We start from the raw sequence: 14,758 nt of genomic DNA, 5'->3' as shown, positions 1-14,758 counted from the left end.
CTCAGTCCGATCGCGCGAGGGAAAGTTCGACGCGCCGGTTCAGCGCCCTTCCGGCCGGCGTGTCGTTGGAGGCGATCGGCTGCTCGTCGGCCTTGCCGTCCACCTCCACGCGGGCGGGATCGGAAATCCCCTTGCGCACCAGAGCGGCGACGGCCTTCGCCCGCGCCATCGAAAGCTCCCAGTTCGAGGCGAAGGGCGAGGTCTTCTGCAGCTTCACATTGTCGGTGTGGCCGACGATCGAGATCGGCCCCGGCTCCTTCTGGAGCGTTTCGGCTATGCGCGCGGCGATCGGCTGGAAGGCCGGCTTGACGTCGGCCTTGCCGGAGGCGAAGGCGGCGAGGTCGCCGACGATGATCTTGATCCGCGTCGCCGTCTGCGTCGCGTCGACCTTCCTGGCGGCGATCTCGGGCGCGAGCGCGAGGCGGATGCGCTGCAGCTGGGTGAGCTTGCCGGGCTCGGGCGGCGGGGGCGGGGGCGGCGGGGCGAGGTTCTGGCGCACCAGCCTGATCTCGCCGCGTCCGAGGAGGCCGGAAAGGTCGGAGGCCGCGGCGTCGGCCGAACCCGAAAGCAGGATGCGCAGCGTCACGTAGAGGCCGAACATGGCGAGGGCGGCGAGCGCGGCGAGGCTCCACAGCGGCACCGCGCTCCTCAGCGCGCCGCGCGGCAGGTTCTGGCCGCGCCAGGCCGGCGACAGCTCGCGGTCGACGCGCGGGCGCGCGCGCCGCAGCAGCTCGTAAAGGTCGCGCCGCGTCTGCTGCAGCGTGGCGACCCCGTTCGCGGCGCTGCGGTGCATGCCCTGAAAGCCGAGCGCGAGGCAGACGTAGAAGAGCTCGAGCAGATCGTAGGCGCCGAGCGGATCGGCCTTCGCCCGGTCGAGCTCCGAGAAGAAGCGCACGCCGCCGATGCGCTCGCCGAAGAAGCGGCTCAGCATGGAATATTGCGTCCACACATGCCGGTCTTCGGTCGGGATGTTCTGGACGATGTCGTCGGCGGTGGCGCACAGGATGTATTTCGCCGTCTCCGCCTGCGCCGCCGGAACGCCGGCCTTGCGCGCATCCGCGTCGAACAGGCCGACGGCGTCGGCGACCTGGCCCATCAGCAGCGCCGGCGAGGCCTGCAGCTGGGCGACGCGCAGGCGCCCGAGCAGCAGGAGCAGCGGGCCGCCGGCGCGCAGGAGGGGGTTCTCGTTAGGGACGATCAGCGCGCCGACGTCGATCTCGCGCTTCTGCGGCGCGGCCGGCGCGGGGGCGGCCGAGGCGCCCCTGATCCAGTCCTCGCCGGGCGCGGCCTCGGGCGGCGGGGCGGGCTGCGAAGGAACGGACGGCGCCGGCGCGGGCGCCGCCGGGCGCGGCTGCGGGCGCCGGCCGCCCGGATTGGGGACGATGACCGTGCGGTTGTCGCGGCGGCCGAGGCTGTCGGGCGGGTCCTTGTCGTTCATCGCGCCGCGCCCTCGCCCATGAGGTCAGCTCCGGTCTTCGAGCACGGCCCACAGCTCGAGCCCGAGCTCCGGCCAGTCGCCGGAAAAATGCATGCCGATCGAGCTCGCCGTCGAGAATTCGGGCCACAGCGGCGAGGTCCGGTCGAGATAGAAATAGACATGGTCGGTGATCGCGCGGATCTGCGGCGGCGGCGTCGGCAGATGCACGAGCGGCACGCCGGGCAGATGGGCGTGCACGATCTCGTTCATCTTCGAGCCCGGCCCGACCTTGAACAGATGCGGGAACGCGCTCTGGATCTCGGAGAGCGGCCGGCGCGCGGAGACTTCGAGCACGAGGCTCGCCGTGCGGAACAGGCTGCGGTCGCGGATCGGCGAGATGAACGCGTTCTCCGCGCGGGCGATGATGTCGAGCCGGATCGCCCGGCGCCCCAGCCGCGCCGACAGGAAATCCTGCAGGTCGCGCAGCAGGGGGGCGAAGGTCGGCTCCAGATTGTCGTGGTCGTAGAGCGGATAGAGGCGCGCGCGCCGCTCGGGCGTCGCGAAGGTGGCGAGCTCGCCGGCGAGCCGCGCGAGCTCCGTGTAGAGCCGCTCGGGATGGACGTAGCGCGAGCCGCGCAGGTGCTGCAGCACGGGAAGCGTGCGGTTGAGGACCTGCAGCACGAGGTAGTCGACGCTCTGCAACCCGCCGCCCGCCGTGGGGTCGGCCGCATAGCGCGCGAGCTCGCCGAGCCGCGCCTCGATCCAGCCGACGACGCGGTCGATCCAGCCCTCGAGCGTCGGATGCGCCGAGCAGAGCAGCACGGTCGGGGCGAACTTCTCGTCGAAGACGACGGATTTGTCGCGCACCTCGACGACGCGGGCGACGGGCAGGGCGTTGAAGCCCGGCCGCGCGGTCTTGCGCAAATCGTAGGAGAGGCGCGGATAGGCGACGTCGATCTCCTCCTCGACGCGCAGCGGGGAGGTCGAATCGATGAAGGTTTCGGCCCCGGTCACGTAGCGGCTGGCGCTTTGCGCGTCCGGCGCGTCGACCTCGCGCGTGTTGGGCGCGGCCGTCGGCATGACCAGCCAGACGATCTGGCCGGCCGTCCCGTCCGGAACGTCGATCGGCGGCGGCGGCGGGCTGTCGGCCGGAACGTCGAAGGGGACGCCGTCGGGCATGACGCCGGCGGCGCGGCGCAGCGCGAACTTGCTCTGCTGGGCGAGGTCGCGGTCGATCTCGACCTGCGCGAAGCCCCAGGGGTAGGGGGTGACCGAGCGCGCGCGCGCCTCGACCAGGCGCTCGAGATAGCGGTCGGCCTGCTGCAGGTGGTGCGGGCGAAGGAAAAGCCCTTCCGACCAAAGGACTTTGCTATGCCAGGACATGCCTCGATGAACCCCGCCGTCTCGCCGCGCCGCCCGTTCTTCTAGCGTCTTTTCACGTCAGCCCCGGTGCGATTCGTCATAGCATTGCGCGAAATGCCGCATGAAGAGATCGGCCAGCCCGTCGGCGCCTCCCTGCGCCAGCGCCTGCGCGCGCGCGACGTGGAGGTCCCACAGCCGCGCCTTGCGCGAGGAGAACAGGCCGCCGCCCGTCTCGCCGGCCTCCGCCTCGAGGCGGGCGGGGTCGAACTCCGCGGCGAAGCGGCGCGCCGCCTCGCGCAGCGCCGCCCGGGTCGCCCGCTCATGGCGCCTGAGGTCGCCGAAGCCCTCGCGCAGCGCCGGTCCGGCGGAAAGATAGCTCGGCGTCGGCGGGCCGAACATCAGCCCCAGCGCGTCGGCGGCGGTCGGCGAGAATTTCAGCGGATTGGCGCGCGCGCCCTCGACCGCCGTCGCCTGCGCCCGCATGTCCCGCTTCGCGCGCGCGCGCGCGGCCAGCAGCTCCTTCATCTCCCCGGCGACGAGGTTGACGAGCGCGCCGAGCTCCCCGGCCAGCGCCTCGGCGTCGGCGCGCGCGAGGGCGTGTTCGGGCAGGCCCGCCGCCTGCGCGAAGCGGCGCAGGAACCGCGCCCCGGCGTCTTCATCCCCGCTTTCCGCGCGCGGCGCGGGCTCCGGCGCGGCGGGCGGCGGCCGCTCGGCGTCGGCCCAAAGCGCGCGGCGCGGCGCCGGGATTTCCGGCTCGGGCTGCGGCTCCGGCGCGGGCGGCGGGGGCGGCAGCCAGTCCTGCGCCTCGGCCGGCGCGGGAGAGGGCGCGCGCGCCGCCGCCGTCAGCGGGTCGAACACGTCGAGCGACCAGTCGAGGAAATCGGCGGCCTTCGGCCGCTCGGGGCTCGCGCGCAGGAGGCGCGGGTCGATCGGCTCGGGCGCGGCCTCGCCGCTGTCCCAGATGTCCTGCGGCGCGGGCCGTCCCGGCGCGGCCGCGTCCGGCTCGGCCGCGCCCGCGTCGGTCCCGTCGAGGGCGACGCGCACGATGTAATGGCCGATATGCAGACGGTCGCCGTCGCGCAGGCGATGGGGGCCGCGCAGGCGGAAGGTCTCGTCGTTGAGGAAGGTGCCGTTCGAGGAGACGTCGGTCAGCACATAGGCGCCGCCCTCGTAGCGGATCTCGCAGTGCTTGCCGGAGATGTAGCGGTTGGGGTCGGGCAGCGTCCAGTCGAGATGGTCGTCGCGGCCGATGTCGACGCCGCGCCGGCCGGCCGCCGTGAAGCTGACCGGACCGCCGTCGGGCAGGTTGGCGACGTTTTCGAGCGTGAGCTTCAGCCCCATTGCGGCGCGGCCTTCAAGGATGCGTGCCGCGCGAGAATGGCCGCCCCGGACCGCGCGCGCAACAGCTTCGCGCGCCGGCGGCGCTCACGAGGCGACGGCGCGGGCGAGGCCGGCCTCGATCCAGCCGCGCATCAGGGCGTCGCGTCCTGAAAATCCGGCGCGGCCGGCGGCGAGGATGAGGGCGACGCGCGTCGCCTGCGCGGTGGCGTGCGGCGGGATCGGCGCGAAATGCTCGCCGTCGACGGACATCTGCCCGCCCGCGCGGCCGGCGGCGAGCGCCATCCAGGTCGCGGGCGCGAGCTTGTCGGAGCGCTCGGCGAGGTCGAGCGCGGCCCTGCGGCGCGGCTCCTCGGGCGTTCGCGCCCACGCCTCGGCGGCGGCGAGGCACGCCTCCTCGGCCGCGAGGGCGCCGTCCATGGCGTCGGCGCGCAGGCACGCGCAGCCCCACACCACCGCGTCGTAGCGCGGCAGGAGATAGGCGCAGAACGAGAGCGCGCCCTTGAGCGCGCCCTCGCCTGCGAGCGCGCGCGCGAAGTCGAGGCTGGAGCGCCCCTGCGCCGGCGCGCCGACGTCGAGGCGGGCCGTCGGATAGGCCTCGAAAAGGTCCTCGGCGGCGGAGAAGCGCAGGCGCGGGCTCATCGTCGGGCCTTCGGTCGCGGCGAATCAGTTGATGGTGATGAAGCCGGCGGTCAGCGTGAGCATCGCGCCGCCTGAAATCTGCGTCTGGACGGCCGACTGCAGATTGATCATCGGCGCGTTGAGGGTGATGCTTACGGGATCGATGGTGATCGAGCTCGCGCCGACCGTCAGGGTGATCTTCTGCATCGCCTCGATCGAAATGGTCTGCAGCACGCTGACGTCCTGCTTGCCCTTGACGTCGACGCTCTGGTCGCCGTTCTCGATCGACAGGGAGTCGGAGCCGTTCTTCAGCGTCACGTCGCGCGAGGGGTCGCCGTGGCTCGTGAAGGCCTCGCCGATCTCGACCGTCTGCGCGCGCCGGATCTTCGCCTCATGGTCGCGCTCGGCGCGCATGCGCACCTTCTCCGAGCCCTTCTTGTCCTCGAACATGAACTCGTTGTAGCCGCCGTGGCCCTTCGAGGAGTCGGACTTGAGGCCGGACTGCGTCTTGTCGGCGGGCATGTCGTAGGGGTGCTTGTAGTCGGCGTTGTAGACCGCGCCGGTCACCAGCGGCCGGTCGGGGTCGCCCTCGAGGAATTCGACCACCACCTCCTGGCCGATGCGCGGGATCGTCTGGCCGCCCCAGCCCTTGCCGGCCCACACCTGCGCGACGCGCACGCGGCAGGACTGCTTGTTCTTGCGGTCCCAGAAGAAGCGCACGAGGATGCGGCCGTGCTCGTCGACGTCGATCTCCTCGCCGTCCTTGCCGACCACTTTCGCCGTCTGCGGCCCGTGCACGAGCGGGCGCGGGGTCGCGAGCGGCGCCCGGTAGGGGACGTCGCTCGGCAAGAGCTCGTAGCGGCCCGAATAAAGGTCGCCGCCGGGCGCCGCGCCCGAGCGGTAGGCCTGCGCCGAATAGGAATGCAGCGCGCGCACGACGAGATATTCCTTGTTGACGCTTCCCTGCGGGTGGCCTTCGAGCGTCGTGAGGCCGCCCGGAAAGAGGCTCGGCGCGTCGCCTTCGGCGGCGGCGCGGCGGTCCAGCGCCTGCTCCGCCTGCAGCCGCACGCGGGCGTAGGTCTCGCCGTCCGACTTCTTCTTGTAGGCGCCGGGATAGTCGAACATCTCCATCTTCGAGCGGGCGTAGGCGGCCTCGCCCTGCGCGTCGCCTTTAAGGTCCGCGCCCGGCTGCAGATAGTCGTAGTCGGTCAGCTCGAACTTGCCGGAGCGGAAGCTGCGCTGCGGCGTAATTTTCGCGGCATGCTCGCGGTCGCGCCGCTCCTGCTTGTCGCCGCCGATGAACGGCAGGCTCGCAAGGCCGGGGACCGGCTTCAATGAAGATTTCGCGTCGGCCAGCACGAGGGTGTGCTTGTCCTTGGCGTGCTCGAAGAAATAATAGATTCCGTGCCGCTCCATGAGGCGGCAGACGAAGGCGAAGTCGGTCTCTCGGTACTGCACGCAATAGTCGAGCTGGGGGAAGCTCGTGGTCGTGCGGTCGGAGAAATCCGAGAAGCCGCGGTCCTGAAACACCTGCTTGACGATGTCGAGCGCCGTCTTGTTCTCGAAGATGCGGCAGTCGCTGGTGCGGGTGAGCAGCCACAGCCAGGGCCGCAGGGTCAGCCGGTAGAGCGACAGCTCGGCGCGCGAGCCGGCCGCCTGCGCCTCGACGAGCACGCCGTTGAAGGCGCGCTCGCGTCCGCCGTAGGATTTGACGACGACGGCGCAGTTGACGCCGATGGCGCGGTCGAAGTCGATGTTGGCGTCAAGGCTCGTCGCCTCGATCCGGACCTCGAACGTTTCGCTCAGGGCCTCCGCCGCGTCGAAGCGCGTGAGGACGAGCTTGTCCTCGCCGAGCGGGGTCTTGAGCGAGGCGAGGCGCGTGTCTTGAGCGAGTTCGGACGTCATGCGAACCTCGAAACGCCGGTCGCGGCGAGGATAATGCTCCGACGCGCCGGCGTCGAGCGGGGGGCGCGCCTCGTCTTGACATGTTCGCCGCCCGCGCCCCCCATGGCGCTGCGTTTGCGCACAGCAAGGCGCCGCGCCCCGCCGCAATGGTCTCCCGCCGGCGCGTCGGCGCGCGCCGGGCGAAGAAGGCCTGAACCATGAGCGACGAAGCCCTGTCCCTCGAGGCGCTGACCGCCCCCCTGAGCGAGGCCGAGCCCTGCGGCCCCGACCTCGACCTCCTCGGCGATCCCGACTACATGAACTTCATGGCCGCCGCCGAGGGGCTGTTGCCGGCGACCTTCTACTCCGCGCATGACGGGCGCCCGTTCGACCGCGCGCAGATCGACTTCCCGGCGCAATATGACGCGCTTCGCCAGCTCGCCGCCCGCACCTGCGACCTGCGGCTGATCGCGCTGCTCGCCAAGCTGCGCATCCTCGACCACGACCTCTCGGGCTTCGTCGAGGCGGCGCGCGCCGTCGAGCGCCTGTGCGCGGAGCGGTGGGAGGAGGCGCATCCGCGCGGCGAGGACGGCGACTACGTGCTGCGCATGGCCGCGCTGCAGTCGCTCGACGACATGGCGCCCGTCATCCTGCCGCTGCACTACGCGCCGCTGTTCGAGCACCGCCGCTTCGGCGCGGTGACGTGGCGGCTGCATCTACTGGCTTCGGGAGAGGCGTCGCCGCGCGGCGAGGAGGAGGCGCCGGACGCGGGCGCCCTGCGCCGCGCCTTCGAGGAGGCCGACCTCGACGCGCTGGTCCGTCGCCGCGACGAGCTGAACGATCTCGCGCGCGCGCTCGACGGCGCCCGCGCCGCCTTCGTCGAGCATGTCGGCGCAGGCGAGGCGGTCGCCTTTCCGCGCCTGCGCCCGCTCGTCGAGGCGATGCGCGCCCATTTCGCCGCGCTCGTCGCCGCACGCGATCCGGCCGCCGCGGCGGCGCCTGCGCCGCAGGACGGCGAGGTTTCGGCGGGCGCGGAGCAGGTCGCCGCCGCGCCGGCGGGCGCTGTGGCGAGCTTTCCGGCCGCCGCCGCGGCGCTGCGGGCGGTCGGCGCCTATTACGCGCGCCGCGAGCCCTCCAATCCCGCCCTGCTCGTCGTGCGCCAGGCCGAGCGCCTCATCGGCAAGTCCTTCCTCGACGTGATGCGCGCGCTCGTTCCCGGCCATGTCGAGGAGGCCAAGCTGCAGGTCGGCCGCGCGCAGGTGTTCGAGCTGCCGATCGAGCGCCTCTCCGAGTTCGCCGACGTGGAGCAGCCGGCAGAGGCGGGCGAAGCGCCGGAGTTCGTGGTCGAGACGCGCGAGGCCGCGCTCGCGCTGCTCGCGAAGACCGCGGCGTTCTACCAGCAGGCGGAGCCCTCGAGCCCGATCGCCTATCTGATCGAGCGCGCGCGCGCGCTCACCGGACGCGACTTCCTCGCCCTGTTGAAGGACATGCTGCCGCCCGACGCGCTGAAGCCGCCGGGCGGCGCTTAAGTTTCGATTATTTTTTTCTTCGCGGCGCCGCGGCGTCGAAGCCGCCGCGAACCTTCAGCGCGCGCCCGCGCCCTGTTGCGCGAAATCCATAACCCGTTGACGGAGCGTCGTTCGTCGCCCTTCGTGTCGCGCCGCACAGCGGCGGCGAGACGCGCCGTTAAGGTCGCCGGCGTCGACGCTTCGGCCGGCGCCTGAAGGCGGCGCTCGATTGACCGGCCAGCCCATCAAGATCACCCTGCGCGAGCCTGATCTCACAGTGAGCGGCGCGCCTGCGAACAGCATGAGGACGAACGCCAATGACAGGTGACAGCGGCCAGAAATTCATTTCGCGCAACAGGCCTCCGCGCGTGCAGATCGCCTACGAGGACCCCTATGACGCGGAGCGCAAGATCGAGCTCCCCTTCGTCATGGGCGTGCTCGCCGACCTGTCCGGCCCGACGCCCGGCGTCGAGAAGCCGGACGTCGCCGACCGCGGCTTCGTCGACGTCGACATGGACAATTTCGACAAGCGCATGAGCGCGATCGAGCCCGGGACCTCCTTCGCCACGCCCGACCGGCTCGGCGAGGATCCGGCCGCCAAGCTGTCGGTGTCGCTGCGCTTTAAAAAGATGGACGACTTCAGCCCGGCGGCGATCGCCCGCCAGGTTCCGGCGCTGGCGCGGCTGCTCGAGGCGCGCGACCAGCTCGCCAACCTGCTGCGCTACATGGACGGCAAGGTCGACGCCGAGACGCGGCTCAAGACGCTGCTCGCCGATCCGAAGCTTCTCGCGGCGCTGAACGAGCGCCTGGCCGCCGAAAAGCCGAAAGACGCGGCCGGCGCCGCCGACGAAGCCTGAGCGGGGAGGGAATCATGGCTGTGGAGACTCAAACCAAATCCGCGCAGTCCGGCTCCGCGGCCGGCCCCGCCGCGGGCGTCGCCGTAAATGACGTCGACGAATTCGCCGCGCTCCTCAAGCAGAGCTTCAAGCCGCGCACCGAGCGCGCGCAGACGGAGGTCGAGAACGCGGTCTCGACGCTGGTGCGCGAGGCGCTCGCCGACCAGAGCGTCATCAAGGCCGACGTGCTCGACACGATCGAGTCGATGATCGCCAAGCTCGACGAGAAGCTCACGGCGCAGATGAACGAGATCCTGCACGCGCCGGAGTTCCAGAAGATCGAAAGCGCGTGGCGCGGGCTGCACTACCTCGTCTTCAACTCGGAGACGGACGCCCAGCTCAAGATCCACGTGATGAACGTGTCGAAGAGCGAGCTCTACAAGAACCTGCGCAACTACCCGGGCGCACGCTGGGACCAGAGCCCGCTGTTCAAGCGCGTCTACGAGGCCGAGTTCGGCCAGCTCGGCGGCCAGCCCTACGGCTGCCTGATCGGCGACTATGAGTTCAGCCACCTGCCCGCCGACGTGCAGCTGATGCGCGATTTGTCGAAGATCGCGGGCGCCGCACACGCCCCCTTCTTCGCCGCCGCCTCGCCGACCCTGATGGGCATGGACTCGTGGACCGAGCTCATGAATCCGCGCGATCTGTCGAAGGTGTTCGACACGCCCGAATACGCCGCCTGGAAGGGGCTGCGCGACGCCGAAGACTCCAAATACGTCGGCCTGTGCATGCCGCGCGTCCTTTCGCGCCTGCCCTATGGCGCGAAGTCGGAGCCGGTCGAGGAGTTCGCCTTCGAGGAGGACACCGACGGCCACAAGGGCGAGAAATACGGCTGGATGAGCGCCGCCTACGCCATGGCGGTCAACGTCAACCGCGCCTTCAAGGAATACGGCTGGTGCACGCGCATCCGCGGCGTGCAGTCGGGCGGAGAGGTGATCAACCTGCCGACCCACACCTTCCCGACGGACGACGGCGGCGTCGACCTCAAATGCCCGACGGAGATCGCGATCAGCGACCGGCGCGAGCATGAGCTCGCCAAATCCGGCCTCATCCCGCTGATCCACCGCAAGAACACCGACAAGGCCGCCTTCATCGGCGCGCAGTCGGTCTACAAGCCGAAGAAATACGAGGGCAAGAACGGCGTCGAGGCCACCGCCTCAGACAACCTCAAGGCGCGCCTGCCCTACATGTTCGCCGTCTCGCGTTTCGCGCACTACCTCAAGTGCATGGTGCGCGACAAGATCGGCGCGACCAAGGAGGCGGAGGAGCTGCGCATCTGGCTGCAGGAGTGGATCACCCAATATGTCGACGGCGACCCCATCGGCTCGTCCGAGACGGTCAAGGCGAGGAAGCCGCTCGCCGACGCGCGCGTCGACATCTTCCCCGACGAGGAGAATCCCGGCTACTACGCAGCGCGCTTCTACCTGCGGCCGCACTACCAGCTCGAGGCGATGGACATCGGCCTCAGCCTCGTCTCGCGGCTGCCCGCCGCAAACAAATGACAGCCGAAATATAAGTAATCGAACTCCTGTGTGATCGGACACCGAAGACAATCCGGCGCTCCTGTAGATTGACGATAGATGCCGCGGGAGCGCGGCGTCGAGATCCGATCCCCGCAACTTCAACCGAGGTTCATCATGTCCGGCGACATCTTTCTCAAGCTCGAAGGCATCGAGGGCGAAAGCGAAGACTCCAAGCACAAGAACGAGATGCAGGTCGAGACCGTGTCCTGGGGCGTCTCCAACGCCACGTCCTTCTCGCAGGGCGGCGGCGGCGGCGTCGGCAAGGCGCATCATCAGGACATCCATCTCACCAAGAAGGTCGACAAGTCGAGCCCCAAGCTGTTCCTCGCCTGCTCGTCGGGCGAGCACATCAAGTCGGCGACGCTGACCTTCCGCAAGGCCGGCAAGGACCAGCAGGAATATCTCACCGTGAAGCTCACCGACGTCATGGTCTCCTCGATCTCGTTCCAGGACCACGCGGCCGGCGGCGACCTCGCGCACGAGAGCGTGTCGCTCGCCTTCTCCAAGATCGAGAAGGAATACAAGCCGCAGAAACCCGACGGGACGCTCGGCGGCGCCATTTCGGCCGGCTGGAACATCAAAGAGAACAAGAAGGTTTGACGCTTCCACGCTCCTGGCCGGCGCGCCGACCCTCTCGCGGCGCGCCGGTCCGTCTCTCCCTTTCGTCCGTCCGCCCTGGAGCCGAAGCCGGATGTCTCCCTCGCGCAAGAACCGGCTGAGCCCTCCTTTCATGCACGCCTTCCGCGCCGCCTTCGCGGCGAAGGACGCGCGGGAGAAGCTCGATATTCGCGACGAGGCGGGCGAGCGCGTCGTCGCCGCGAGGCGCTCGGCCGCCCGCGCCGCCGTCGCCGAGCCGACGCTGCGCCGCGAGGTGGCGAAGGACCTTGAGGCGCTGTTCAACGCGACCGCGCTCGAGTCGAGCGAAGACCTTTCCGCCTTTCCGGCGACGCGCGCCTCGATCCTCAACTGGGGCCTGCCCGACCTCATCCATCGCACGATCGACGAGGCCGGCGTCGCGCGCATCGGCGGCGAGATCGCCGCGGCGCTGAAGCGCTACGAGCCGCGCCTCGACCCGGCGACCGTCAGCGTCGCGCGCGACGAGACGCGAGATCCCGGCTCGCTGCGGCTGCGCTTCGTCGCGCGCGCCGACCTCGTCTGCGCGCCGGTCAACGCCCCGGTGGAATTCGTCGCCGACGTCGAGCTCGACTCCGGCGCCGTCGCGTTGCGCAGGGCTTGAGGCCATGAACCGCGAATTCCTCGACCACTACGAGCGCGAGCTGAAGCTGCTGCACGAGCAGGCGCGCGAATTCGCGCAGGACTATCCGGGCGTCGCCGAGCGGCTCGGCGGCCTTCTCGATGAGCGCGCCGATCCGATGATCTCTGGCCTGCTCGAAGGGGCGGCCTTCCTCGCCGCGCGGGTGCAGCTGAAGCTCAAGCACGAGTTCCCCGAATTCACCGCCAATCTCATCGAGGAGCTCGTCCCCGACTGCCTCGCGCCGACGCCGAGCGCCTTGATGCTGCGCGCCGTCCCGCCCTACGGCGACCCTGCGCTGCGCGACGGGCTGCAAATTTCGCGCGGCGCCTATCTCGACGCCGTCTATCGCGAGCGGGAGCGTCAGATCTCCTGCCGCTTCCGTCTCGCCGGCGAGCTTCGCATGCTGCCTTTCGAGATCACGGCGGCGGAATATTTCGGCTCCTCGGCGCCGCTGCAGGCGCTCGGCGTTCCCGCCGGCCCTGAGGCGCTCGCCGGCCTCAGGATTTCGCTAACCTGCCGCAGCGTCGAGCGACGCGAGGACGAGCCCTCGGACGAGGAGGCGGCGAATCGCCCCGACCTGTGGGCCGACGGCGTCAGCGCCGACGAGCTGCCGATCCATTTCCTCGGGCCCGAAGGCGACGCCGCGGCGCTCTATGAGCAGATCTTCGCGGCGCGCGTCGGCGTTCATCTGCGCATGCTCGATCCGTTCGGCGATCCTGTCGTCGTTCCGCTGTCGCCGGACTGCGTCGAGCAGATCGGCTTTCGCGAAGAAGAGGCGCTGTTCCCGCGCAACGACCGCCTCTTCTCCGGCTTCGACCTCATCCGCGAATATTTCACCCTCCCGCGCAGGTTCCTCGGCCTGCGCCTCGTGCGGCTGCGCGCGGCGCTGAAGAAGATGCGCGCGCGCGACGTCGACGTCATATTCAGCTTCAGCGAGCTCAACCCGCGCCTGCAGGTCGCCGTGCGTCCCGACATGCTGGCGCTCTACGCCGCGCCCGCGGTCAATCTGTTCGAGAAGACGCTCGACCGCGTGCAGGTCAAGCCGAACGTCCACGAGCACCATCTCGTCCCCGACCGCAGCCGTCCGCTCGATTTCGAGCCGCACCGCGTCCTCTCCGTCGTCGCGCATTTCCGCGGCGGGCGCGATCAGGCGCCGGCGCGCCCGCTCTATTGCGCCGATGCGCAGGGGGAGGGGCGCGGCGGCCTGCATTTCTCGGTGCGCCGCCTGCCGCGCCGGCGCTCGGGGCGCGAGGTCGAGCGCGGCCCCGTGTCGGATTACGTCGGCTCCGAAATGTTCCTGTCGCTCGTCGACCACGGCGAGGGCGACGTCGCCGAGCTCGGCGTGCGCGCGCTATGCTCGAACCGCCACCTGTGCGAGCTCCTTCCGGTCGGGGAGGGCGGCGCCGATTTCCATTTCGTCGAGAACATGACGATCGACTTGCGCTGCGTCGGCGCGCCGACGCGCCCGCGCGAGCCGGTCGTTTCGCAGTTGCGCAGCCGCGGCGAATCGGCCTACGCCGGCCGCGTCGCCTGGCGGCTCATCAATCTCCTCAACCTCAACCACCAGGGCCTCGTCGAGCGCGGCGCCGGACGCAATGCGGAAGCCCTGCGCGAGACGCTGTCGATGTTCGCCGACCTCTCCGACAGCGCCACCGAACGGCGCATCCGCGGCTTGCGCAGCGTCGACAGCCGCCCGGTGACGCGGCGCATGCGGCAGGCCGGCGGCGTCGGCGTCGCGCGCGGGCTCGAAGTGACCGTGACGATCGACGAGAAGGCGTTCGAGGGGTCAGGCGCCTTCCTCCTCGGCGCGATTCTCGACCGCTTCTATTGCGAATACGCCGGCTTCAATCATTTCACGCAGGTCGTGATCCGTTCGGTCGAGCGCGGCGTCGTCATGCGCTGGCCGCCGCGCGCCGGATTAAGGAGGCCGCTGTGAACCTTGAGCCGGCGCAAGAGGAGCCCTGGCGCTTCGATTTCTACGCCGTGCTGCGGGCGCTGGAGCGACGCTGCGCGCGGCGTCCGCGCATCGGCGACGCCGCCTCGACGCGCGAGGACTACGCGCGCCTGGGGCAGGACCCGTACATGGCCTTTCCCGCCTCGACGCTTTCGCATTTTCGCGCGCGCGAGGACGGCGGGGCTGACGTGCGCGCAAATTTTCTCGGCCTGCTCGGGCCGCAGGGCGCGCTGCCGCTGGCGACGACCGAGGAGGCCTATGGCTGGCTCCTCGCGCAGGACGACGCCTTCGCGCGCTTCCTCGACCTTCTCAACCATCGCTTCCTGCAGCTCTTCTACCGCGCCTGGGCCGACGCGCGTCCGATCGCCCAGCACGACCGGCCGGACGAAGACCGCTTCGAGACCTACGTCGGATCGGCCTGCGGTCTTGGGTCCGAAATTTTCCGCGGCCTCGGCGCCGCGCCCGACCGCGCGCTGCTCGGCTACAGCGGCCTGCTCGGCCCCGCCGCGCGCTCGGCCTCGCGCCTTTGCGGCGTCATTCGCGGCCTGTTCGGGGTCGAGGTCGAGATCGACGAATTCGTCGGCTCGCGATTGCCTATCGAGGCCTGCGACCAGTCGCGGCTCGGCATGGCGCGGCTCGGCGTCGACGCGCTCGTCGGGGCGAGCTTCTTCAGCGTGCAGGACAAGATCCGCATCCGCGTCTTCGTCGCGGACATGGCCGCGTACCGGCGCTTCCTGCCGCAGGGCGAGTTCTGCGGGAAGCTCGCCGACCTCGTGTTCTTCTACGTCGGCGAAGCGCTCGACTACGACCTCGAGCTCGCCATTCCGGCGAAGGCGGTCGAGCCGACGAGGCTCGGGCGCGCCGGCGCGCTCGGCTGGACGAGCTGGGTCGCGCCGGACTGGACCAGAGCCGACGGAATTCGCGCCGACGCGCGATTCAGCCCGGCCGAACGCATGCGGCAGGCGCGCGCCGAGGCGGCGTCCGCGTTATAGGAGGATAT

General features: G+C 70.4%; 12 protein-coding genes. 7 read left to right on the top strand and 5 right to left on the bottom strand.

What is annotated here, in order from left to right; translation table 11 throughout:
* Position 1: 1 nt before the first annotated feature.
* The 5 genes from tssL to ACE3OG_RS12320 all read right to left on the bottom strand — a co-directional run bounded on the left by tssL (position 2) and on the right by ACE3OG_RS12320 (position 6,643).
* Positions 2-1,438: a type VI secretion system protein TssL, long form gene (gene tssL, locus ACE3OG_RS12340; RefSeq protein ID WP_374309058.1), complete on the bottom strand. Its 1,437-nt coding sequence runs from the start codon at positions 1,436-1,438 to the stop codon at positions 2-4.
* 24 nt (positions 1,439-1,462) lie between these two features.
* A complete protein-coding gene (gene tssK / locus ACE3OG_RS12335; RefSeq protein WP_374309056.1) occupies positions 1,463-2,800 on the bottom strand; it encodes a type VI secretion system baseplate subunit TssK in 1,338 nt (445 codons plus the stop codon).
* A 57-nt stretch (positions 2,801-2,857) separates the two neighbouring features.
* Positions 2,858-4,120 carry a type VI secretion system-associated FHA domain protein TagH gene (gene tagH, locus ACE3OG_RS12330; RefSeq protein ID WP_374309054.1) on the bottom strand — a complete coding sequence of 421 codons (1,263 nt, stop codon included), beginning with the start codon at positions 4,118-4,120 and terminating at the stop codon, positions 2,858-2,860.
* An 84-nt stretch (positions 4,121-4,204) separates the two neighbouring features.
* A complete protein-coding gene (locus ACE3OG_RS12325; RefSeq protein ID WP_374309052.1) occupies positions 4,205-4,759 on the bottom strand; it encodes a hypothetical protein in 555 nt (184 codons plus the stop codon).
* Positions 4,760-4,783: 24 nt separating this feature from the next.
* Positions 4,784-6,643, bottom strand: a complete 1,860-nt coding sequence (locus ACE3OG_RS12320; RefSeq protein ID WP_374309050.1) for a type VI secretion system Vgr family protein — start codon at positions 6,641-6,643, stop codon at positions 4,784-4,786.
* 197 nt (positions 6,644-6,840) lie between these two features.
* Between ACE3OG_RS12320 and ACE3OG_RS12315 the strand changes: the two genes are divergently transcribed.
* The 7 genes from ACE3OG_RS12315 to tssG all read left to right on the top strand — a co-directional run bounded on the left by ACE3OG_RS12315 (position 6,841) and on the right by tssG (position 14,750).
* Positions 6,841-8,151, top strand: coding sequence for an ImpA family type VI secretion system protein (locus ACE3OG_RS12315; RefSeq protein ID WP_374309048.1), 1,311 nt, complete (start codon positions 6,841-6,843; stop codon positions 8,149-8,151).
* A 296-nt stretch (positions 8,152-8,447) separates the two neighbouring features.
* Positions 8,448-8,987: a type VI secretion system contractile sheath small subunit gene (gene tssB / locus ACE3OG_RS12310; protein ID WP_374309046.1), complete on the top strand. Its 540-nt coding sequence runs from the start codon at positions 8,448-8,450 to the stop codon at positions 8,985-8,987.
* A gap of 14 nt (positions 8,988-9,001) precedes the next feature.
* The gene (tssC, locus tag ACE3OG_RS12305) at positions 9,002-10,528 is read left to right on the top strand and encodes a type VI secretion system contractile sheath large subunit (protein WP_374309044.1); all 1,527 of its coding nucleotides are present in this window, start codon (positions 9,002-9,004) and stop codon (positions 10,526-10,528) included.
* A 135-nt stretch (positions 10,529-10,663) separates the two neighbouring features.
* Complete coding sequence (locus ACE3OG_RS12300; protein WP_374309042.1) at positions 10,664-11,149, top strand: Hcp family type VI secretion system effector; 486 nt, start codon at positions 10,664-10,666, stop codon at positions 11,147-11,149.
* A 91-nt stretch (positions 11,150-11,240) separates the two neighbouring features.
* Positions 11,241-11,786 (top strand): type VI secretion system baseplate subunit TssE, encoded by a 546-nt coding sequence (gene tssE / locus ACE3OG_RS12295; protein ID WP_374309040.1) that lies wholly within the window; start codon positions 11,241-11,243, stop codon positions 11,784-11,786.
* 4 nt (positions 11,787-11,790) lie between these two features.
* The gene (gene tssF, locus ACE3OG_RS12290; protein WP_374309038.1) at positions 11,791-13,740 is read left to right on the top strand and encodes a type VI secretion system baseplate subunit TssF; all 1,950 of its coding nucleotides are present in this window, start codon (positions 11,791-11,793) and stop codon (positions 13,738-13,740) included.
* Positions 13,737-14,750: a type VI secretion system baseplate subunit TssG gene (gene tssG, locus ACE3OG_RS12285; protein ID WP_374309036.1), complete on the top strand. Its 1,014-nt coding sequence runs from the start codon at positions 13,737-13,739 to the stop codon at positions 14,748-14,750. Before tssF ends, tssG begins: the two co-directional genes overlap by 4 nt.
* The last annotated feature ends 8 nt before the right edge of the window (positions 14,751-14,758 follow it).

Origin of the sequence: Methylocella sp., from assembly GCF_041905455.1 — a bacterium.
Lineage (GTDB): Bacteria > Pseudomonadota > Alphaproteobacteria > Rhizobiales > Beijerinckiaceae > Methylocapsa.
This window is presented reverse-complemented; position numbering and strand designations above follow the sequence as displayed.

Bases quoted from the DNA above. Each gene is read 5' to 3' on its own strand.
- tssL (WP_374309058.1), bottom strand. From the start codon at position 1,438: ATGAACGACAAGGACCCGCCCGACAGCCTCGGCCGCCGCGACAACCGC.
- tssK (WP_374309056.1), bottom strand. From the start codon at position 2,800: ATGTCCTGGCATAGCAAAGTCCTTTGGTCGGAAGGGCTTTTCCTTCGC.
- tagH (WP_374309054.1), bottom strand. From the start codon at position 4,120: ATGGGGCTGAAGCTCACGCTCGAAAACGTCGCCAACCTGCCCGACGGC.
- ACE3OG_RS12325 (WP_374309052.1), bottom strand. From the start codon at position 4,759: ATGAGCCCGCGCCTGCGCTTCTCCGCCGCCGAGGACCTTTTCGAGGCC.
- ACE3OG_RS12320 (WP_374309050.1), bottom strand. From the start codon at position 6,643: ATGACGTCCGAACTCGCTCAAGACACGCGCCTCGCCTCGCTCAAGACC.
- ACE3OG_RS12315 (WP_374309048.1), top strand. From the start codon at position 6,841: ATGAGCGACGAAGCCCTGTCCCTCGAGGCGCTGACCGCCCCCCTGAGC.
- tssB (WP_374309046.1), top strand. From the start codon at position 8,448: ATGACAGGTGACAGCGGCCAGAAATTCATTTCGCGCAACAGGCCTCCG.
- tssC (WP_374309044.1), top strand. From the start codon at position 9,002: ATGGCTGTGGAGACTCAAACCAAATCCGCGCAGTCCGGCTCCGCGGCC.
- ACE3OG_RS12300 (WP_374309042.1), top strand. From the start codon at position 10,664: ATGTCCGGCGACATCTTTCTCAAGCTCGAAGGCATCGAGGGCGAAAGC.
- tssE (WP_374309040.1), top strand. From the start codon at position 11,241: ATGTCTCCCTCGCGCAAGAACCGGCTGAGCCCTCCTTTCATGCACGCC.
- tssF (WP_374309038.1), top strand. From the start codon at position 11,791: ATGAACCGCGAATTCCTCGACCACTACGAGCGCGAGCTGAAGCTGCTG.